General features: G+C 74.5%; 8 protein-coding genes and 1 pseudogene. 6 read left to right on the top strand and 3 right to left on the bottom strand.

Annotation, left to right across the window (positions count from 1 at the left end):
* The first annotated feature begins 106 nt into the window (after positions 1 to 106).
* A complete protein-coding gene (locus KIS93_RS61905) occupies positions 107 to 1777 on the top strand; it encodes an RICIN domain-containing protein (protein WP_080038065.1) in 1671 nt (556 codons plus the stop codon).
* A 15-nt stretch (positions 1778 to 1792) separates the two neighbouring features.
* Here KIS93_RS61905 and KIS93_RS61910 read toward each other — a convergent pair whose 3' ends face one another.
* Both KIS93_RS61910 and KIS93_RS61915 read right to left on the bottom strand, forming a co-directional pair.
* Positions 1793 to 2653 carry an LLM class F420-dependent oxidoreductase gene (locus tag KIS93_RS61910; RefSeq protein WP_080038064.1) on the bottom strand — a complete coding sequence of 287 codons (861 nt, stop codon included), beginning with the start codon at positions 2651 to 2653 and terminating at the stop codon, positions 1793 to 1795.
* A 79-nt stretch (positions 2654 to 2732) separates the two neighbouring features.
* On the bottom strand, positions 2733 to 4061 hold the full coding sequence (locus KIS93_RS61915) for a lysine N(6)-hydroxylase/L-ornithine N(5)-oxygenase family protein (RefSeq protein WP_080038063.1): 1329 nt from the start codon (positions 4059 to 4061) through the stop codon (positions 2733 to 2735).
* 112 nt (positions 4062 to 4173) lie between these two features.
* Between KIS93_RS61915 and KIS93_RS61920 the strand changes: the two genes are divergently transcribed.
* Complete coding sequence (locus KIS93_RS61920; RefSeq protein ID WP_080038062.1) at positions 4174 to 5121, top strand: methionyl-tRNA formyltransferase; 948 nt, start codon at positions 4174 to 4176, stop codon at positions 5119 to 5121.
* On the opposite strand, the gene KIS93_RS61925 is transcribed toward KIS93_RS61920, so the two are convergent.
* Positions 5105 to 6241: an alpha/beta hydrolase-fold protein gene (locus KIS93_RS61925; RefSeq protein ID WP_080038061.1), complete on the bottom strand. Its 1137-nt coding sequence runs from the start codon at positions 6239 to 6241 to the stop codon at positions 5105 to 5107. The genes KIS93_RS61920 and KIS93_RS61925 overlap by 17 nt on opposite strands.
* 289 nt (positions 6242 to 6530) lie before the next feature.
* Between KIS93_RS61925 and KIS93_RS61930 the strand changes: the two genes are divergently transcribed.
* The 4 genes and pseudogenes from KIS93_RS61930 (at position 6531) to KIS93_RS61940 (ending at position 21055) form a co-directional block, all read left to right on the top strand.
* Positions 6531 to 8372 (top strand): ABC transporter ATP-binding protein, encoded by a 1842-nt coding sequence (locus KIS93_RS61930; RefSeq protein ID WP_246005570.1) that lies wholly within the window; start codon positions 6531 to 6533, stop codon positions 8370 to 8372.
* Positions 8373 to 8876: 504 nt separating this feature from the next.
* Positions 8877 to 10526: pseudogene (locus tag KIS93_RS69490) on the top strand (amino acid adenylation domain-containing protein); the annotation flags it as partial.
* Between the two features lie 364 nt (positions 10527 to 10890).
* The gene (locus KIS93_RS61935; protein WP_222108188.1) at positions 10891 to 19368 is read left to right on the top strand and encodes a non-ribosomal peptide synthetase; all 8478 of its coding nucleotides are present in this window, start codon (positions 10891 to 10893) and stop codon (positions 19366 to 19368) included.
* Positions 19355 to 21055 (top strand): ABC transporter ATP-binding protein, encoded by a 1701-nt coding sequence (locus tag KIS93_RS61940; RefSeq protein ID WP_080038058.1) that lies wholly within the window; start codon positions 19355 to 19357, stop codon positions 21053 to 21055. Before KIS93_RS61935 ends, KIS93_RS61940 begins: the two co-directional genes overlap by 14 nt.
* Positions 21056 to 21072 lie beyond the last annotated feature (17 nt).

Here is a 21072-nt window from a genome sequence, read left to right on the forward strand (position 1 = left end):
CGAACAATCGCGTCGCCACCGATCATGGGGTGACCGGCCTGGGGCGGGCGGGCGCGTGACCCGTCCGGCGGCCGGGCTCGATGACCGCTTCCGCGACGGAGGTTCGATGCGTGCGATCGGCGTGATCCAGCTCGTACTGCTCTTATGGATGGGATCGGGCGTGCTCACGCCCGGATCGGCGAGTGCGGCGCCGGCCGCGCCGCCGCTCGACGGAGGCGCGGCCTGGTACCCGCGCGTCATCCGGCTGCAGCATGCCGACGCCGCCCACAACGGCCGCATCCTCGCCGCCACGAACACGGGCGCCGGCGGCACCATCCACGAGAGCACCGACGACGGGCGGACCTTCCGCAAGATCAGCCAGATCCCGGCCGCGCCCGCGCCGGGCGAGTTCTCCTGCTGCGCGGCCCTGTTCGAGTTCCCGCGCGCGCTCGGCTCCAGCCCGGCCGGCACGCTCATCTGGGCCACCTCGATCAACACCGTGGGCGGCGGCGAGAGCCAGCCGGACCCGAACGCGCGGATCGTCGCCTGGACGAGCGCCGACCACGGCTACACCTGGACGCCGCTCCCGGCGCCGATCGTGACCGGCTCCACCGGGCACGGCCTGTGGGAGCCGGAGTTCTCCGAGGTGTCGGGGCAGCTCGTCATGCACTTCTCGGACAAGACCCAGCAGCCCGCCTTCGGCCAGACCCTGGCCCGGGTGCGGTCCGCCGACGGCGGCCGCACGTGGAGCGCCAAGGTGAACACGGTCGCCTCGGACGTGCCGGCGGACAGCCCCGGCATGCCCGTGGTCCGGCGCCTGCCGAACGGCCGGTACGTGATGGTGTACGAGTACTGCGAACTCGCCCCGGTGCCCGATGGGCACGGCTGCCGCGTCCACCTGCGTACCTCCGCTGACGGCTGGGACTGGGGCGACCCGCGCGACCCCGGCACGATCATCCGCACCGCGGACGGCAAGCACCTCGCGCACGCGCCCACCGTGGCGTGGGCGCCGGGCGGCGGCCCGCAGGGACGGCTCCTGGTGGTGGGCAAGCTGGTGCGCACCGGCGGCGACACCGGCCAGGCCGACGTCCTGCCGGAGAGCGGCCGGACCGTGCTCGTCAACACCGCGAACGGCGCGGGCGCCTGGTACGAGATCGACGCCCCCGTCCGGGTCGGCATCGACCTCACGCCGCCGGACCCCGGCCTGTACCAGCCCTGCCAGAACTACAGCTCGCCGCTGCTGCCGTCCGTGGACGGGAGCCGGGTGCTGGAGATCGCCACCGACGTCGCCGACGGGACGTGCAAGGCGTACGTCGCCACCGGCCCCTCCTCCGGTACGGGCGACGCCGCCGGCGTGGCGGACGGGGCCGTCTACCGGGCCGTCAACCTCGGCAGCCGCCGATGCCTGGACGTCAGCGAGGGAGCCGTCGCGAACGGCACCCGCATCCAGCAGTGGGCCTGCAGCGGCGCGCTGGCCCAGCGGTGGCGGGCCGAGCGGCGGGCCGCGGGCGTGTTCTCCTTCGTCAACCCCAAGTCCGGCAAGTGCCTGGACGTGCCGAACGGCAACATCTCCGTGGACCCGGGCGACAAGGTGCACCTGTGGACGTGCAACGGCACCGGCGCGCAGGACTGGCTGCCGGTCGCGGTGGGCAGGTCCGCGTACCTCGTGAAGCCGCGCAACAACCAGGCGCTGTGCCTGGACGTCGCGGACGGCTCCACGGCGGACGGCGCCGAGGCGCGGGTCACCCCGTGCACGAACGCCGCCTCCCAGATCTGGCACCTCGGCGCGGCGGGATGACGTCAGCGGTCGTGATCAGGTGAGCGCGGCGGCCAGGGCGCGCCACTCCTGACGGGGGAAGGCGTCGCCGTTCGCGGTGAGCACCTGTACGCAGACGTGGTCGGCGCCGGCGGCGCGGTGCTCGTCCAGCCGGCGGCCGATCGCCTCCTCGTCGCCCCAGGCGATCACGTCGTCGAACAGGCGGTCGCTCACCGACGCCAGGTCGTCGGGGGTGTAGCCGAGCCGCAGCAGGTTGTTGGCGTAGTTCGGCAGCTCCAGGTAGCCGCGCAGCCAGCCGTCGCCGATCGCGCGCGCCTCGTCCCGGCCCGAGCACAGGATCACGGTCTGCTCGGGGAGCAGCAGCGGGCCCTCGCCCAGCGCCTGCCGGGCCCGCCGGGTGTGCTCGGGGGTGCCGAGGTAGGGGTGCGCGCCGCGCGCCCGCTTCGCGGCGAGGTCCAGCATCTTGGGGCCGAGCGCGGCCAGCACCCGGCTGTGCTCCGGGACGGGCGGGCCGGCCTGGTCGAGCTGGTCGAGGAAGGCCGTCATCGCCGCCAGCGGCCGGCGGTAGCGGCCCGGCTCGTGCCGGTCGACGGCCACCGCGTGGCTGACGCCGATGCCCATCAGGAAGCGGCGGTCGTAGGCGGCGGACAGGGAGGCGAAGGAGGTGGCGACGTAGGCGGGGTCGTGCATCCAGAGGTTGAGGATGCCGGTGGCGACGACGATGCGGCGGGTGGCCGTCAGCAGGTGGGTGACCGCCTCGAAGACCGGGCCTCCCCCGTCGGGGAACCACAGCGCGCTGTATCCCAGCTCCTCGAGCTCCGCTGCCGCGTCCGCGGCCTCGCCCGGGTCGCCGAACCGCAGGAGGTGGCTCCACACGCCCACACCGGAAAGATCCATGACAGGGATCACATCGCTTCGCGTTCCCCGGAGTCAAGGCCCCGCGCCCCGGCCGGGGCGCAGGGGTCCGCGGAACCTGTCAGCGCGAAAGGGCGTAGGAGTCGAGGCTGCCGCTGCGGAGCCGGTCGGCCACCGACTCGACGATCTCGCCCACCCGGATCGCCGTATTGGACAGCAGGGTCGAGGTGAGGCCGTGGGTGTGCTCGCTGGCGCCCTGCACGTAGATGCCGCAGCGCAGCTCCGGCGCGGTGACCACCCGGTAGTCGCGGTCCAGCCGCACGCCGCCGCCGGGCAGCCGCTCGCAGAGCCGGCCCGCCTCGCCGAGCAGGTTGAGCGGGTCGGCGGGCCGGTAGCCGGTGGCGTAGACGATGACGTCGGCCTCCAGCAGGGTGCGCTCGCCGGTGGGCAGGAACTCCACGGTGACGCGCACGCCGTCCCCGTCCCGCTCGACGCCGATGAGGCGGGAGGCGTTGAGGATGCGCAGGCGCTCCTTGCCCTGCACCTTCTCCTGGTAGTGGCGGCGGTACAGCTCGTCGATGAGGTCGAGGTCCACCACGGAGTAGTTGGTGGAGGCGTGGTAGGCGCGCAGCCGCGCCTTCACCTCGTCGGGGGCGGCGTAGAAGTGGTCGACGGCCACGGCGTCGAAGATGCGGTTGGCGAAGGAGCTGTCGTCGGCCGGGGTGTAGCCGTACTTGCTGAAGACCGCGCACACCTCGGCCTGGGGGAAGGCGCCGTGCAGGTGCTCGGTCACCTCGGCGGCGCTCTGCCCGGCGCCGACGACCACGATCCTGCGCGGATCGCTCAGCGACGGCAGCTTGTCGAGCAGCTCCTCGCTGTGCCAGACGCGCTCGTCGCTGACGACGCCCTCGGGCAGGACCGGTTCGAGGCCGGTGGCCAGGACGAGGTTGCGGGTGCGGCGGGTGACGAGCGTGCCGTCGGCCTGCCGGACGACCACGTCGAGCGCCTCGATCGCCCCGCCGTCCCCGCCGGCCCCGCCGGCCTCGGCCGGGGTGACGGCGACGACCTCGGAGCCGTACTCCACCCGCTCGGACAGGCGGGCGGCGGCCCATTCGAGATAGTCGTGGAATTCCATGCGGGAGGGGAACATCGTCTTGTGGTTGATGAAGTCGAGCAGCCGTCCCTTGTCCTGGAGGTAGCACAGGAAGCTGAACGGGCTCGTGGGGTTCCGCATGGTGACCAGGTCCTTCAGAAAGGACACCTGCATGGTCGTGCCTTCCAGCAACATGCCACGGTGCCAGCCGAAGGCGGGCTGCTTCTCGAGGAAGACGGCGTCGAGCAGGTCGCCCGTCCGCTCCTGGCGCTCCTGCAACGCGATGGCCAGGGCGAGGTTGGACGGCCCGAAACCGATGCCTACGAGGTCGTGGACGTGCTGCTCCGCTGAGGACATGGATGCCTTTCCGCCGGGTTGTAACGGGGGTGGAGTCATGGCATAAATTAGGTTAGCCTTGCCTAATTAAGGCGAGCCTAACTTAATCTGATGCCCTCGACAAGGAGGCACCATGCGGGTCGTGATGTTCGGCTACCAGACCTGGGGCCATCGCACGCTCCAGGCACTGCTGGACTCGGCGCACGAAGTCGTCCTGGTGGTCACCCACCCCAAGAGCGATCACGCCTACGAGCGGATCTGGAGCGACTCGGTGGCCGAGCTGGCCGAGGCACACGACGTCCCGGTGCTGCTGCGCAACCGGCCGGACGACGAGGAGCTGATGGTCCGCCTCAAGGAGGCCGAGCCGGACCTCATCGTCGCCAACAACTGGCGGACCTGGATCCCACCGGAGATTTTCAACCTGCCCAGGCACGGCACCCTCAACGTGCACGACTCGCTGCTGCCCGCCTACGCCGGCTTCTCGCCGCTGATCTGGGCACTGATCAACGGCGAGAAGGAGGTGGGGGTGACCGCGCACATGATGTCCGACGAACTGGACGCCGGGGACATCGTCGTGCAGCGGGCCGTGCCCGTCGGCCCCCACGACACCGCGACCGACCTGTTCCACCGCACGGTCGACCTGATCGCGCCGATCGTCACCGAGGCGCTCGACCTCATCGACTCCGGGCGGACCGACTGGACCCCGCAGGACCGGTCGAAGGCCAGCTTCTTCCACAAGCGCTCGATCGAGGACAGCAACATCGACTGGAGCTGGCCGGCCGAGGACATCGAGCGGCTGGTCCGCGCCCAGTCCGACCCGTACCCCAACGCCTTCACCCACTACCGGGGCGAGCGCGTGCGCGTGCTCAAAGCCTCCGTGTCCAAAGGCATTTACGGGGGCACGCCCGGGCGGATCTTCATCAGGGAGGGCGACGGCGTGGTCATCGTGGCGGGCGCCGAGGCCCGCCGCGGCCGCAGTCACGGGCTGGTGATCGAGCGCGTGCGTACGGAGGACGGCACCGACCTGCCCGCCACCGAGCTGTTCAGGACCATGGGGGGTTACCTCACCCGCCGGCCGTGAGGGCGCGGTGGCCCGGCGGCGCGGCCGGGCCACCGCCGTCGGCGAGCGCCCAGGCGACGTCGCGGAGCAGGGCGTGCCGCCACCCGGCCCGGTCGTGGCCCGACGGGGAGCGCGAGACCCGCACCGTGGCGCCGGCCCGCTCCGTCAGCGTCTCGACGACCTCACAGTGCGGCAGCATCCGCCGCTCGTGCTCCCCGACGTCGAACGCGACGCGCAGCCCGGACAGGTCGGGGCGCTGCTCCCGCAGGCGCGCGGCGACGGCGCCCCCGGCCGGACCGCCCAGGGGGTCGGCCAGGTCGGGCGGGGCGGGCGTCCACCAGAACGACCCCGACTGGCAGGCCACCCTGGACACCAGCCCGGGGAACTCCAGCGCCGCGTACAGGGCGCTGAGCCCGCCGAGGCTCTGCCCGGCCACCACCATCCGGTCCCGGTCGGCGGGCACGCCGCTCCGCTCGACCAGCGGCAGCAGCTCGTCCCCGATCGCCTCCCACAGGGCGGGCGCGCAGGCGAGCTCGGCCTGCCTGTCCGCTGCGGGCAGGAAGACGAGCGTGACGGGCGGCAGGTCGCCCTGGGCGACGGCCGAGTCGAACGCGGTCATCGCCGGATGCAGGTACAGCCAGTCGTCTCCGTCGAGCAGCAGGACGATCGGCCCGCCGCCGCCCGCCGGGTGCACGCGCACGGTGCGCCGGCCGCCGAGCCGCGCGCTGGTCCAGCGCAGGCGGGTGCCCGGCAGCGGCAGCACCTCGTCGGCGCCGACGGCGGGCCAGTGCGGCTGGGCGGGGGCATCGGGGGTCGCGGCGATGGACCGCTCGCCGCCCGCGCCCACCGGGTTGAGCGGGTCGCCGTGCGCTCCGTCGGCGTCGAGGAGCTGGTACGTCACCCGCAGCCGCGCGGGCATGGGCACCTCGGCGTACCAGCAGTCCGTGCCGCCCCATCGGCGCAGCGGCACGGGCTCCGACCAGCTCTCGAACGCGACGGTGGCGGCGCGGCCGCGCCGCAGGAACAGGGCGGTCCAGCCGCCGTCGGGGCGGGGCGCGAACGCGGGCGTGGCCGCCGCGGCCCAGAACGCGTCGCTGCCCGGCTGCCCGGGTAATCCGTATCCGGCGAAGGTGTCGCCCATGTGCCTGCCCGTCCGTCCTGCCGTCGATCGGAAGTAGGAAGATAGGTTAGCCTTACCTAATCTTAGCGTGTTACGGTGGCAGCCGAGATCGCAGCGGACGAGCAAGGGACCCCGATGCCTGCACCAGGAACGATCCTGACGGCCCAACGGCGATCAGCGGCGGCGCCGCCCGTCGCGGCCGGGACGTGAGCGGCACCCAGGCTCGCCCCGCCCCTCGCGGCGAGGACGTGAGCGGCACCCCGTACGCGCCGCACTGCGCACGGCCACCGGACGCGAGGCCGCCCGATGGGTGAGCGCGGCCTGCCGCCGGGCACCCTGGCTGACGGCCGCCACCGCCGCCACCACCGTGGCGGGAGCGGCGCTCCAGGTGCTGCCCGTGCTGCTGCTCGGCCGGGTCGTCGACGGGGTGGTCGCGGGCGAGCCGCACACCATCCTCGTCACGATCGGCGTGCTCCTGGCGGGCGCGGCCCTGCTCGGCGCGGCGGCCACCGCGGCGTCGGCGTACCTGATCGGGCGGCTCGGCGCGGAGCTGCTGGCGCGGCTGCGCGAAGGCGCCGTGCGGGCCGTGCTGGGGCTGCCGAGCGCCAGGATCGAGCAGGTCGGCGCCGGTGACGTGCTCTCCCGCGTCGGCGACGACGTGGCCGTGGTGTCCAAGGGCATCCGGCAGGCGATCCCCACGGTGTTCTCCTCCGGGGTGCTCGTCGTCATCGCCACGGTCGGCATGTTCGGGCTGGACTGGCGGCTCGGGCTGGCGGGCGCCGGGGCGCTGCCCGCGTACGCGCTGGCGCTGCGCTGGTACCTGCCCCGCTCCGCGCCGCTTTACCGGGCGCAGCGCGAGGCCCAGGCCGACCGCGCGCAGGCGCTGATCAGCGGGCTGAACGGCATCGACACCGTCCGCGCCTACCGGCTGGAGAGCGTCTTCCGCGAGCGGGTCGGCCGCGAGTCGTGGCGGGTGCGCGACCTCGGCGTAGAGGTGTTCCGCTTCTTCGGGCGGTTCGTCGGCCGGGAGAACCGCGCCGAGTTCATCGGGCTGGTCCTGATCATCGTGGTCGGGTACGTGCTGCTGGAGGCCGGGGCCGTCACCCTGGGCGAGGCGTCGGTGGCGCCGCTGCTGTTCCACCGGCTGTTCAACCCGCTGGGCGCCATCATGTTCACCTTCGACGAGGCGCAGAAGTCGGGCGCCAGCCTGACCCGGCTGGTCGGGGTGCTGAGCGAGCCGGCGGAGGAACGGCTGGTGGGCGAGCCGGCGCAAGAGCGGCCGGCGGACGGCGCGGGGGCCACCCAGCCGACCGGCGCGGATGCCACCCACCCGACCGGCGCGGATGCCACCCACCCGACCGGCGCGGGCACCACCCAGCCGACCGGCGCGGGCGCCACCCGGCCGACCGGCGCGGGGCCGTATCCGGTGGTGGTGAAGGGGCTGACGTTCGCCTACCCCGGGTCCGAGCGGCCGGTCCTGCGGGACGTGGACCTGGAGATCCCGGCCGGCGGGTCGCTCGCGCTGGTGGGGGCGACGGGCGCGGGCAAGTCGACGCTGGCGGCGCTGATCGCGGGCATCGGCGTCCCGCAGGCCGGGTCGGTGCGCATCGGCTCGACCGACCTGGCCGAGCTGGACGAGGCCGGGGCGCGGGTCCTGGTCAGCATCCTGACGCAGGAGACGCACGTCTTCTCCGGCCCGCTCGCCGACGACCTGCGCCTGGCCGCGCCGGACGCGACGGACGCCGAGCTGATGGACGCGCTGCGCACAGCCGGCGCCGGCCCGTGGGTGGCGGCGCTGCCCGACGGCCTGGACACGGTGGTCGGCGAGGGCGGCGAGCGCCTGGACGGCACGAAGGTCGCCCAGCTCGCCCTGGCCCGCCTGGTCCTGGGCCGGGCACCGGTCGTCGTGCTGGACGAGTCGACCGCGGAGGCCGGCAGCCAGGGCGCCGCCGAGCTGGAGCGGGCCGTGCTGGCCGCCTGCCGGGGCCGCACCGCGCTGTTCGTGGCGCACCGGCTGACGCAGGCGATGGCGGCCGACCGCATCGCCGTCCTGGACGCGGGCCGCGTCGTCGAGCAGGGCACCCACGAGGAGCTGCTGGCCCTGGACGGCCGGTACGCGCGGCTGTGGCGCGCATGGCGACAAGCCGCCTAGCCGGCCCCGCCGCCGCGCCGGGTGGCGAGCCAGTTGATCGACCGAAACCGAGGTGAACCGAAAGGGATGGCTGAGTCTGCGATGTTGGAACCAAGCCCTCGTCTCGTATCGCTTTCTTCCGCACGCCTGGCCGGCCTGCGCCGGCGGACCGGTGACCATCCCGACCGGGCTCTCGTCGAAGCCTGCGCGATCGGGCTGGCGTACTGGGCGGCGGGCAGCAGCCCCGACGGCCTGGACCTCGCCCCCGGCACCCTGTTCACCGACGTGATCGGCTGGGCCGGCGCGGGCGGTCGCGCGCCGACGGGGTGGGAGGTCGCCGGGCGCGGCATCACCGTCCCCGAGGGCGTCGATCTGGCGGACGCGCAGCTCGCGCTGGACGACCTGGCCGACTTCCCCGACCGGCCGGTGGGCACGATCGGCCCGTCCAGCGTCGAGCAGCGGCTGCGGACCCTGGCCGAGTGGAACGACACCGGGGCGGAGCGGGACCGCCCGACGATCGTGCGGATGTTCCTCGACCAGGCGCGCGCCCGGCCGGACGCGGTGGCCATCGTGGACGAGCGCCGGTCGCTGACCTACCGCGAGGCCGCGACGCTGGCCGCCCAGCTCGCCCACCACCTGATGGACAGAGGGCTCACCGCCGAGCAGACGGTCGGCATCTCGCTGGAGCGCTCGGCCGACATGGTGATCGGCCTGCTCGGCGTGCTCATGGCGGGGTGCGCGTTCGTGCCGCTGGATCCGGCCTGGCCGGCCGCGCGCCGGGCGGTCGTGATCGCGGACGCCGGGCTGGCGACGCAGCTCAACCGCTCCGGCGAGCGCGCCGAGGGCGAGCCGGAGGCCGTGGCCGTCGATCTCGGGGACTGGCGGTTCGGGTCGTACCCGGCCGAGGCGCCCGAGCTCGACATCCCGGGCCCCGCCCTCGCGTACGTGATCTTCACGTCGGGCTCGACCGGGCGGCCGAAGGGCGCCATGATCCGGCACGAGGCGATCAGCGAGCGGCTGCTGTGGCAGGCCGGCGAGATCCTGGGCTTCGGCCCGGACGACGCGTCGCTGTTCAAGGCGCCGCTGTCGTTCGACATCTCCATCAACGAGATCTTCCTGCCGCTGGTGCGCGGCGGCCGGCTGGTGGTGCTGCGGCCCGGCGGCGAGCGGGACCCGCACCACCTGCTGAGCGTGATCGCCGGGCAGCGCGTCACCTTCACGTACCTGGTGTCGTCCATGCTGGACGTGCTGCTGGAGATGGCGGGCGACTCCGGCCGGCTGGGCAGCCTGCGGCACGTGTGGTGCGGCGGCGAGGTGCTGACCCCCGAGCTGTACGAGCGCTTCCGCACCCGGCTCGGCATCCCCCTCTACCACGGTTACGGCCCGGCCGAGACGACGATCGGCGTCTCGCACGTCATCTACCGGGGCGCGGCGGAGCGGCTGTCCACCTCGATCGGCAGGGCCAACCCGAACACGCAGCTGTACGTGCTGGACGAGGAGCTGCGCCCGGTCCCGGCAGGCGTCGGCGGCGAGCTGTACGTGGGCGGGTTCCTGCTGGGCCGCGGGTACGTCGGCGCGCCGGGCCTGACCGCGTCCCGGTTCGTGGCCAACCCGTTCGCCTCCGACGGCTCCCGCCTGTACCGGACGGGTGACCTGGCGCGGTTCGCCCCGGACGGGTCGCTGGACTTCCTCGGCCGGGCCGACAACCAGATCAAGATCCGCGGCATGCGGCTGGAGCTGGAGGACGTCGAGGCGGGCCTGGCCGAGCATCCGGGCGTGCGGCACGCCTGCGTCGTCGCCAAGAAGAACACGGCGGGCGGCACCTACCTGGTGGGGTACGTGATCCCGGCGGCGGGCAGCGAGGATCTGCGGCCGTCGGACGTCACCGCGTGGGCCGCCGGGAACATGGTCGACTACATGGTGCCGGCGCACGTCGTCGTCATGAAGGAGTTCCCGCTCACCGAGAACGGCAAGCTGGACCGGCGCGCGCTGCCCGAGCCGGTGGCCGAGGCGGGGCCGCTCGTGGCGCCCGCGACCGAGAACGAGCGGGTGGTGTGCGCGGCGGTCGCGGCGGTGCTCGGGCTGGACGAGGTCGGCGTGGACCAGAGCTTCTTCACGCTCGGCGGTGACAGCCTGCTGGCGATCTCGCTGCTGAGCGCGTTGCGCGAGGCGGGGCTGCGGTTCACGGCGACGGACATCTTCACCGCCCCCACCGTGGGGGCGCTGGCGGCGGCGGCCCGGCGGGACGAGGGCGCCGTCGCCGACCTGGAGGACGTCGCGACCGGCCCGGTCACGGGCTCGCCCATTGTGCGCTGGCTCGGCGAGACCACGGACGCGATCGACGGCTTCGTGCAGTCGGTGGTGCTGAACACCCCGGCCGGCCTGACCCCCGAGGCGCTCGACAGGCTGCTCGGCGCGCTGCTCGACCGGCACGACATGCTGCGGGCCAGGCTGGTCCGCGGCGACCGCTGGGCTTCGACGTCCCGGCCCCTGGCGGGGTGGCGGTCCAGCGGGGCTTCGACGTCCCGGCCCCGGCGGGGTGGCCGTCCGGTGGGAGGAGAGCGACCTGCCGGTCGACGCGTGCGTCTCGCTCGCCGCCTCCGGCCTGGACCCGGACGCGGGCGTGATGCTCGCGGCGGTCTGGCGGCGCGCGGCCCGGCAGCTCGTGCTCGTCGCCCACCACGTGGTGATCGACGGCGTCTCGTGGCGGATCCTGATGGACGACCTGGCCACCGCCTGGCGGCAGCTCGACTCGGGCGCGCCGATCGAGCTGCCGCCGGCCGGCACGTCGTTCCGGCGCTGGACGCAGCTGCTCGAACGCACGCCGTTCGAGCAGGACCTCGACCACTACCGGCGCCCCCTGCCGGGGCCGGACCTGCCGCTCGGCCGGCGCCCCCTGACCGGGGCCGACACCGTCGCCCGCGAGCGGTCGCGGGTCGTCACGGCCGGGCCCGAGGTGACCGCCGCGCTGCTGGGCGAGCTGCCCGCGCGCTTCCACGCCGGCGTCAACGACGTGCTGCTGACCGCGCTCGCCGTCGCCCTCGCCCGGCGGCGCCGCGACCTGGGGCAGGATCAGACGTTCGCACACGTCGAGCTGGAGGGGCACGGCCGCGAGGGCCGGTTCGTGGCGGAGGCGGCCGGGTTCGAGCCGGAGCTGTCGCGGACCGTCGGGTGGTTCACCACGTTGTTCCCCGTGACCGTGGACCCGGGCGCGGCCGGCGACCTCACCTCGCCCGCGTACCTGGCCGCTGCGCTCAAGGCCGTCAAGGAGGACCTTGCCCGGGTGCCGGGCAACGGCCTGTCCTACGGCGTGCTGCGGCACCTGGCCGGCGCCGCGTTCGACGCGCCCGCGCCGCAGGTGCTGTTCAACTACCTGGGCCGTTACGACGCGGGCGGCTCCGGGGACTGGCAGCTCGCCGGCGCCACCACCGGGCAGCTCGGCGAGCGGCGCGACCCCGGGATGCGGCTGCCGCGCGCCCTGGAGTTCAACGCGATCGCCGAGCCGGGCCCGACCGGCGGGTACGAGCTGGTCACCACCATCTCCTGGCCGGAAGGCGTGTTCACCGACGACGACGTGACGACGATCGGGACGTACTTCCTGGCGGCCCTGTCGGGGCTGGCCTCGCTCGACGGCGGCGGCCACTCCCCCAGCGACTTCCGCCCGCTGTCCCTCACCCAGGCCGACGTGGACGCGCTCGACGGCCCGGCGCTGCTCGACGTCCTGCCGCTGACCCCGTTGCAGGAGGGCCTGTACTTCCACTCCGTCTTCGACGACGACTCGGCCGGCAGCTACGTCGAGCAGCAGCTGCTCACGCTGGAGGGCGAGGTGGACGCCGATCGGCTCGCGGCGGCGGCCACCCGCCTGCTCACGCTGTACCCGAACCTGGCCGCGCGGTTCGTGGCGCTGGCCGACGGCCGCGTGGTGTCGGTGCTGGAGAGCGGCGCGACGGCGCCGTTCCGCACGATCGAGCTGGCCGACGACGAGGTCGGCGGCTACGCCGAGCGGGACCGCCGCGCCGGGTTCGACCTGGCGACCGGGCCGCTGATGCGCTACACGCTCATCCGTACCCGCTCCGGCGGGCACGTCCTGGTGCAGACCGTGCACCACATCATCGCCGACGGCTGGTCGGTGCCGGCGATGCTGTGCGCGCTGCTCGCCGAGTACCACGCGCCCGGCAGCGGGTACCCGCGCGCCGGCTTCCCCGGCTACGTCCGCTGGCTGGCCGGGCAGGACGACGACGTGAGCGACCGGGTGTGGCGCGAGCAGCTCGCCGGGCTGCCCGGCCCCGCCCTGGTCGCCGAGGGGCACACGCCGTCCGGCCGGTTCGCCGACACCGCCGTGCGGCCGGACGGCGACCTCGACGAGGCCGCCAGGGCGGCGGGCGTGCCGCTCAGCGTCGCCGTGCACAGCGCGTGGGCGGTGACGCTCGGCGGGCTGCTGCGGCGCTCCGACGTCGTCTTCGGCTCCACCGTGTCCGGCCGCGACGCGCCGGTGCCCGGCATCGACGACATGGTGGGCCTGTTCATCAACACGATCCCCGTCCGCGCGCGGTGGGACGCCGCCACCACGTCCCGCGCGCTGCTCGGCTCCGTGCGGGAGCACCAGAGCGCGGTGCTGCCGCACCAGCACGTCTCGCTGGCCAGGATCGGCCGGCAGGCCGGGAGCGGGCCGCTGTTCGACACGCTCGTGGTCTTCGACGTGGCCACCGACGTGGACAGTCTGCGCCTGCCCGGCCACTCCCTCGCCATCACCCGGGTCGTGAACGAGGGCGCGCCGCACTACCCGCTGACCCTGGTGGTGGAGCGGGCGGCGGACGGCGGGGTGCGCTTCAACCTGATCCACGACGGCGAGCTGCTGCGGGAGAGGGGTGCCCGGGCGATCCTGGACACGTTCACCCGCACCTTGACCGGGCTCCTGACCCGGCCGGATGCCCTCGTGCGCGACCTGACCTCCGGCGACGTGCCGCAGGTCGTCCCTGCGACTCTGGGTGAGCTGTTCGACGCCGCCGCGCGCCGGGACCCGGCCGCCGTCGCCGTCACGCAGTGCGGCCTGGACGGCGGCAGCCGCTCGCTCACCTACGGCGAGCTGGCGGCGGCGAAGGACCGGCTGGCCGCGGTGCTGCGCGCGGCCGGGGTCGGGCCGGGCGAGCGGGTCGCGGTCGCCGTGCCGCGCTCCGTCGAGCAGGTCGTCGCCCTGGTCGCCGTCGTCAGCGCGGGCGGCGCGTACGTGCCGCTGGACCTGGCCTACCCGGACGAACGGCTCCGGTACGTGCTGTCCGACGCCGCCCCGCGCGTCGTCCTCGTGGACCGGGAACACCGCGACCGCCTCGCCGGGCTGGCGAGCGGGGCACGCGTGCTCGTCCTGGGGGACGAACCGCCCCTGGAGACGACGGCGGGCCCCATCTGCGAGGCCCGCCCGCACGACCCCGCCTACGTGATCTACACCTCCGGCTCCACCGGCCGCCCCAAGGGCGTCGTCGTCCCGCACTCCAGCGTCGTGGCGCTGCTCGCCAACACCCGCGCCGACATGGGCTTCGGCCCGGACGACGTGTGGGTGCAGTTCCACTCCTCCTCCTTCGACTTCGCGGTGTGGGAGCTGTGGGGCGCGCTCGCGCACGGCGGCGAGCTGCTGGTGCCGGACTACGCGCTGACCCGCTCCCCCGTCGACTTCCACCGCCTGGTACGCGAGCGCGGCGTCACCGTGCTCAACCAGACCCCGTCGGCGTTCTACCGGTTCATCGAGGCCGACCGGCACGCCGGCGAGCCGATCACCTCGCTGCGCCGGATCATCTTCGGCGGCGAGGCCCTGGACCTGGAGCGGCTGCGCGGCTGGGTCGAGCGGTACGGGACGACGTCGCCCGAGCTGGTCAACATGTACGGCATCACCGAGACCACCGTCCACGTCACCCACCGGGTGCTGAGCGGCGACGACTTCACCGGCGGCGGCTCCCCCATCGGCGGCCCCATCCCGGGCCTGGTCACGTACCTGCTGGACGACCGGCTCCGGCCGGTGCCGCCGGGGCGGGTGGGCGCCATCTACGTCGCCGGCGACCAGGTGTCGCTCGGCTACCTGGGCAGGCCGGCCCTGACGGCGGGCCGTTTCGTGGCCGACCCGTTCGCGGGTGACGGCTCGCGCATGTACCACACGGGCGACCTGGCCCGCCGCACGCTCGACGGCGAGCTGGTCTTCGTCGGGCGGGCCGACGACCAGGTGCAGCTCAAGGGGTTCCGGATCGAGCCGGGCGAGGTGGAGAGCGCGCTCAGGGAGCTGGACGGCGTGGTGGACGCGGCCGTCACGGTGGCCGGCAGCGGCGATCACCTGGTGGCGCACGTGGTCGGCGAGGTGCCCGGTGACCTGGCCCGGTCGCTGGGGGCGAAGCTGCCCGCGTACATGATCCCGGGGCGGGTGCTGCGGGTGGACGCCCTGCCGCTGACGGTCAACGGCAAGCTGGACCGCCAGGCCCTGATGGAACGCGCCGCCGCCGAACCGGAAGCCGACGCCCCGGCACCGCCGGAGAGCGCGTCGCCGGCGGCCGAGCAGGCGGTTGCCGCGCTCGCGGCGATCTTCGCCGAGGTGCTGCCCGGCTCCGAGGCGGACGGGGACACCGACTTCTTCCGGGCCGGGGGCGACAGCATCGTCGCCATCACCGTCGTCAACCGCGCCCGCGCGCTCGGCCTGCGGATCACCCCCAAGGACGTGTTCCTGCACCGCACGCCGCGCGCCCTCGCCGAGCACGCGGGCACGAGCACCCCGCCGGCCCCGGCGCCCGCCCGGCACGAGGACGGCCCGGTGACGCCCACGCCGATCATCCTGCGCCGCCGGGAGCTGGGCGGCTCGCTCGCCCGCTTCGCCCAGGCCAGGACGCTGGCGGCGCCGGACGGCACCGGGTTCGCCGACGCCGAGCGGGCCGCGAACGCGGTCGTGGCCGCCCATCCGGCCCTGCGCCTGCACCTGCACGTCGAGCACGGGGTGTGGACGCTGCGCACCGGCCCGGTCCCGCGCATCGCCGTCACCCGGGCGGAGGCGACGAGCCCGGCGGACGCGGCCAACGCGGCCGTAGACCGGCTCGACCCGGAGGCCGGGCGAATGATCGCGTTCACCTGGCTAGAGGCGAGCCGGACGCTGGTGATCGCCGCCCATCACCTCGCCATCGACGCGGTGTCCTGGCTGATCCTGCTGGACGACCTGGCCGCCGCCATGCGCGGAACGCCCCTGGCGGCGCCCACGACGTCCTACGCCGAGTACGCCGACGCCCTGGCGACCGGCGCCGCCCAGGCGACCGGCACCCTCGGCCACTGGCTGGAGACTCTTGAAGCGCCCGCGCTGCTGCCCGCGGTCGGGGAGCAGCGCGAGACCACGGTCGAGATCCCGCCCGAGCTGACCACGCTCCTGACCCGGGCCGCGCCGGCCGCGCTCGGCGTCGGTCTCACCGAGCTGCTGTGCGGGGCGCTGCGGGCGGCGCTGACCCGGATCCAGCCGGAGCCCGCCGACCTGGCCGTCGAGCTGGAGCGCCACGGCCGGGTCCCGGTGCTCGGACACCACGACTACACCCGTACGGTCGGCTGGTTCACCGCCATCGCGCCGGTGCGCCTCACCCCGCACACCGACCCGGTCGCCGCCGCCCGCGAGGTCGCGGACCGGCTGCCGGACGAGCGCGGGCACCTCGCGTACGGCCAGCTCCGCTACCTCAACCCGCAGACGGCCCCGCTGCTGCGCGCCCGCCCGCAGGTGCTGTTCAACTATCTCGGCCCGGCCAGCGAGTCCCGGGCGCTGCCCGTCGCCGGCGCGGACGGCCACGGCAGCCCGTACGCGGTGGAGGTCAACGCCTGGCTCGACCCGCACGCCGGGACCCTGCGCGCCGCCTTCACCCTGGCGGACGGCGTCCCCGACGAGCTGACCGGCCACTGGCGGCAAGCGCTGGAGCGGATCGCCGAGGCCGCCACGACGGCCGAGCGGACGGCGCCGGTCACGCCGCTGCAACGGGGCCTGTTCTTCCAGACGCAGCTCACCGGCCCGGCCGGGCACTACGTCGCCCAGAGCTCCTTCACCTTCGAGCGCCGGCTCGACGCCGACGCCCTGGCCGAGGCGATGGCGTACGTGATCGCCCGGCATCCGGTGGCGGGCGCCGGCTTCACCACCGACGCCGCCGGCGACCCCGTCCAGGTGCTCGCGGCGGGCCGGCGGGTCGATGTCCGTACGGTGGAGGTGGCGGGCGAGGAGGAGGCCGAGGCGCTGCGCGCCCGCGACCGCGACACGGGCTTCGACCCCGGCGAGCCGCCGCTGATCCGGCTGACCGTGGTGCGCCTGCCCGGCGGGCGCGACGTCCTGCTGCTCAGCTACCACCTGCTGCTGTGGGACGGCTGGTCGCGCGAGATCGTGCTGCGCGACCTGTTCGACGCCTACGCGGCGATCGTCGCGGGCCAGCCGCCGGACCCGGCCCCGGCCACGCCCTCCTTCGAGGACCACTGCCGGGCGCTGGCCGCCAGGGACACCGCCGCGTCCGAGCGCTTCTGGGCGGAGCACCTGGCCGGCCTGCCCGGCCCGACGCTGCTGGCCGGCCCCGCCCCCGCGCTCCCGGACGAGCTGCCGCGCGCGCTGGTGCGCACGCTGTCCGCCGAGCAGTCGGAGCTGCTGCGCGCGGCGGCCAGGGCGCACGGCGTCACCCTGAACGCGGTGCTGACCGGCGCGTTCGGGCTGCTGCTCGGCGCGCACACCGGCCGCGCCGACGCGGTGTTCGGCGTGACCGTCTCGGGGCGGGAGGGTGAGGGGCTGTCCGGCATCGTGGGCGTGCTGCTCAACACCGTGCCCATGTGGACGCGGCCCCGCCCGGGCGACCCGGTGCGCGCGTACCTGGCGGACGTGCAGGCGGCCAGGGTCGCGGCGATGGAGCACGAGCACCTGGGGCTCGGCGAGATCCAGCGCGCCGGCGGCCACGACACGCTGTTCGACAACCTGTTCGTGCTGCAGAACTTCCTGGACCTGGACGCGCTGGCCGCGCTGAACGCCCGGCACGGCATCACGGAGGTGCGCGCGGAGGACTCCACGCACTACCCGTTCACCTGGGTCGTCACGCCCGGCGAGCGGCTGACGGTCAAGCTGGAGTACCGCGACCGCGACACCGACCGCGCCCGCCGCCTCCTGGACGACTACCTGCGGGTGCTCGGCGACCTGGCCCGGTGGAGCGGCCCCGTGGGCGCGCTCCCGGGGCTGGGCCCGGAGCCGGTGCCGGCCGGGCGCACGGACATCGGCACGGACACGGTGGTCGACCGGTTCGACCGGGCGGCGGAGCGGCATCCGGACCGGGTCGCGCTCGTGGCGCACGGCCGCGGCATGACGTTCGCCGAGCTGCGGGAGCGCAGCCGGGCGGTGGCGGGGGTGCTCGCCGGTCGCGGCCTCGGCCCGGGGGCGACGGTGGGGCTGGCGATCCCGCGCTCGCTCGACTCGATCGTGGCGCTGTTCGCCGTGCTGCGGACCGGGGCCGCGTACGTGCCGCTGGAGCTGGACCACCCGGACGAGCGGATCGCCGCGATCGTCGCGGACGCCCGCCCGCAGGTGATCCTCACCGTCAGCTCCGTCGCGCCCCGCCTCACGGGTGACCTGATCGAGCTGGACCGGCCGCTGCCGGCGGCGGAGCCGTTCGTGACGTTCGCGCCGGACGACCCCGACCGGCTGCGGCACCTGGCGTACGTGATCTACACCTCCGGCTCGACCGGCCGGCCGAAGGGCGTGGTGACGGAGTACGCGGGGCTGACGAACATGCTGATCAACCACCAGCGCCGGATCTTCGAGCCGGTGCTGGCGCGGCACGGGCACCGGGTGTTCCGGATCGCGCACACGGTGTCGTTCGCGTTCGACATGTCGTGGGAGGAGCTGCTGTGGCTCGCGGACGGCCACGAGGTGCACATCTGCGACGAGGAGCTGCGGCGGGACGCGCCCCGGCTGGTGGAGTACTGCCTGGAGCACCGGATCGACGTGATCAACGTGACCCCCACGTACGCGCAGCAGCTGGTGGCCGAGGGCCTGCTCGACGACCCGGAGCGGCGGCCGCCGCTGGTGCTGCTGGGCGGTGAGGCGGTCACCCCGGCGTTGTGGCGGCGGCTGGCGGAGACCGAGGGGACGGTCGGCTACAACCTGTACGGTCCCACGGAGTACACCATCAACACGCTGGGCGTCGGCACGTTCGAGTGCGCGGACCCGGTGGTGGGGGTGGCCATCGACAACACCGACGTGTACGTGCTGGACCCGTGGCTGCGGCCGGTGCCGGACGGGGTGCCGGGCGAGCTGTACGTGGCGGGCATCGGGATCGCGCGCGGCTATCTCGGGCAGCCGGGGCAGACCGCGCACCGGTTCGTGGCGTGCCCGTTCGGCGAGCCGGGGGAGCGCATGTACCGTACCGGTGACCTGGTGCTGCGGCGGCCGGACGGGAACCTGGCGTACCTGGGCCGCACCGACCAGCAGGTCAAGATCCGGGGGCACCGGGTGGAGCTGGGCGAGGTGGAGGCGGCGTTCGCGGCGCATCCGGCGGTGCGCTTCGCCGCCGCGGTCGCCCAGCCCGACCCGCAGGTGGACGGCGCCCACCGGCTGGCCGCCTACCTGGTGCTGGACGGCGCCGGCCTGGCGGAGGTCGCCGCCGAGGTCGGCACGGCCCTGCCCGACTACCTGCGCCCCAGCCATTACGCCCAGGTGGACGTCATCCCGCTGACCGTGAACGGCAAGGCCGACACCAAGGCGCTGCCCGAGGCCAGACCTCTGGGCGCGCTGACGACGTCGGCCGAGCGCGGCCCGGCGACGGAGACCGAGCGCGCGGTGTGCGAGCTGTTCGCCGAGGCGCTGGACCTGGACGACGACGAGGTGAGCGCGGTGAGCGACTTCGTGGCCCTCGGCGGCCACTCCATGCTGGCGGTGCGGCTGGCGGGGCTGCTGCGCCGCGCGTACGGCCCCGTGATCACCATCCGTGACCTGTTCGCCCTGCGGACCCCCGAAGCGATCGCCCGGCACCTCGATGAAACCCACTGACGTCCCGGAGCCCCGCACGGGCTCCGCCATCCTGCGCACGGCGCTGCGGCGCAACGCGGGCGCCATGGCCTGGGGCACCGTCCTCATGGGCCTGTACCAGGCGGGCGAGACCGCGTTCCCCATCGCGCTCGGCCTCATCGTCGAGCACACGCTGCGGGAGCGCAGCCTCGCCTCGCTCGCCTGGTCGGTCGCCGCGCTGGCGGTGATCATCACGACGGTGTCGCTGTCGTGGCGGTTCGGGATGCGCATCCTGCAGAAGGCCAACACGACCGAGGCGCACCGCTGGCGGGTGCGGGTCGCCGACTGCGGGCTGCAGCCGGTGGCCAGAGACGTGGACCTCAAGTCCGGCGAGGTGCTGACCATCGCCACGGAGGACGCCGACCAGACCGCCGACATCATCGAGGTGGTGCCGCTGCTGATCAGCTCGCTGGTCGCGGTGCTGATCACGGCGGTCGCGCTGGGCGTCGCCAGCGTCTGGCTGGGCCTGCTGGTGATCGTGGGAACGGTCGCGATCCTGTCGATCCTGAGCCTGCTGTCCAAACGCATCGGCGACGGCACCCGCGAGCAGCAGGCGCGGGTGGCGCGAGCCGGCGCCAAGGTCGCCGACCTGATCACGGGTCTGCGCCCGCTGCACGGCTTCGGCGGCAACCACGCGGCGTTCCTGTCGTACCGGCGGGTGAGCACCGAGGCGAGGAACCAGGCGATCACCGTCGCGAAGGTGAACGGCGCCTACGCCGGGGCCGCGCTGGCGCTGAACGCGATCCTCGCCGCGGCGGTGACGCTGGCGGCGGGATGGCTGGCGCTGGACGGCCGGATCACGATCGGCCAGCTCGTCATGGCCGTCGGGCTGGCGCAGTTCATCATCGAGCCGCTCAAGCTGTTCTCGGAGATGCCGAAGTACGTGATGATCGCGCGGGCGTCGGCCGAGCGCATGGCGCTGGTGCTGGCCGCTCCCCCCGTGACGACGCCGGGCGGCGGGCGCCCGTCCCCCGGCGGGGACCTGGAGGTGGACGGCGTCCGGTACGGGTCGCTGCGCGAGCTGAAGCTGCACGTGCCGGCGGGCGAGTTCGTGGCGATCGCCGCGTACCACGCGCGCGAGGCGGCGGACCTGGCCGCGATCCTGGCCGTGAAGGTGCCGCCGGACGCCTACGAGGGCGTGGTGCGGATCGGCGGGCACGAGCTGAAGGACCTCTCGGTCGCGGCGGTCCGCGAGCACCTGCTGGTCAACCCGTACGACGCGGAGATCTTCGCCGGCACCCTGCGCACGAACATCGACCCGGCGGGCACCGGCCGGAGGGTGGCCGAAGCCGTCGAGGCGTCGCTGCTGACCGACGTCGTCGCCCTGCACCCCGACGGCCTCGACCACGAGGTCCGCGACCGCGGCGCGAACCTGTCGGGCGGCCAGCGCCAGCGCCTCTCGCTGGCCCGCGCCCTGGCCGCCGACCCGGACATCCTGGTGCTGCACGACCCGACGACGGCGGTCGACGCCGTCACCGAGCAGCTCATCGCCCGCAACCTCGCGCGGCTGCGGCGCGGCCGGACGCTGATCGTCATCACCGGCAGCCCCGCCCTCCTGGACGCCGCCGGCCGCGTCCTCGTCCTCGACGGCGGCGCCGTCACCGCCGAGGGCACCCACCGCGACCTCCTGGCCACCGACGACACCTACCGGCGAGCCGTGGCTCGCTGACCACCCCAGCTAGGAAA

Origin of the sequence: [Actinomadura] parvosata subsp. kistnae (genome assembly GCF_900323885.1) — a bacterium.
GTDB classification, from domain to species: domain Bacteria; phylum Actinomycetota; class Actinomycetes; order Streptosporangiales; family Streptosporangiaceae; genus Nonomuraea; species Nonomuraea composti.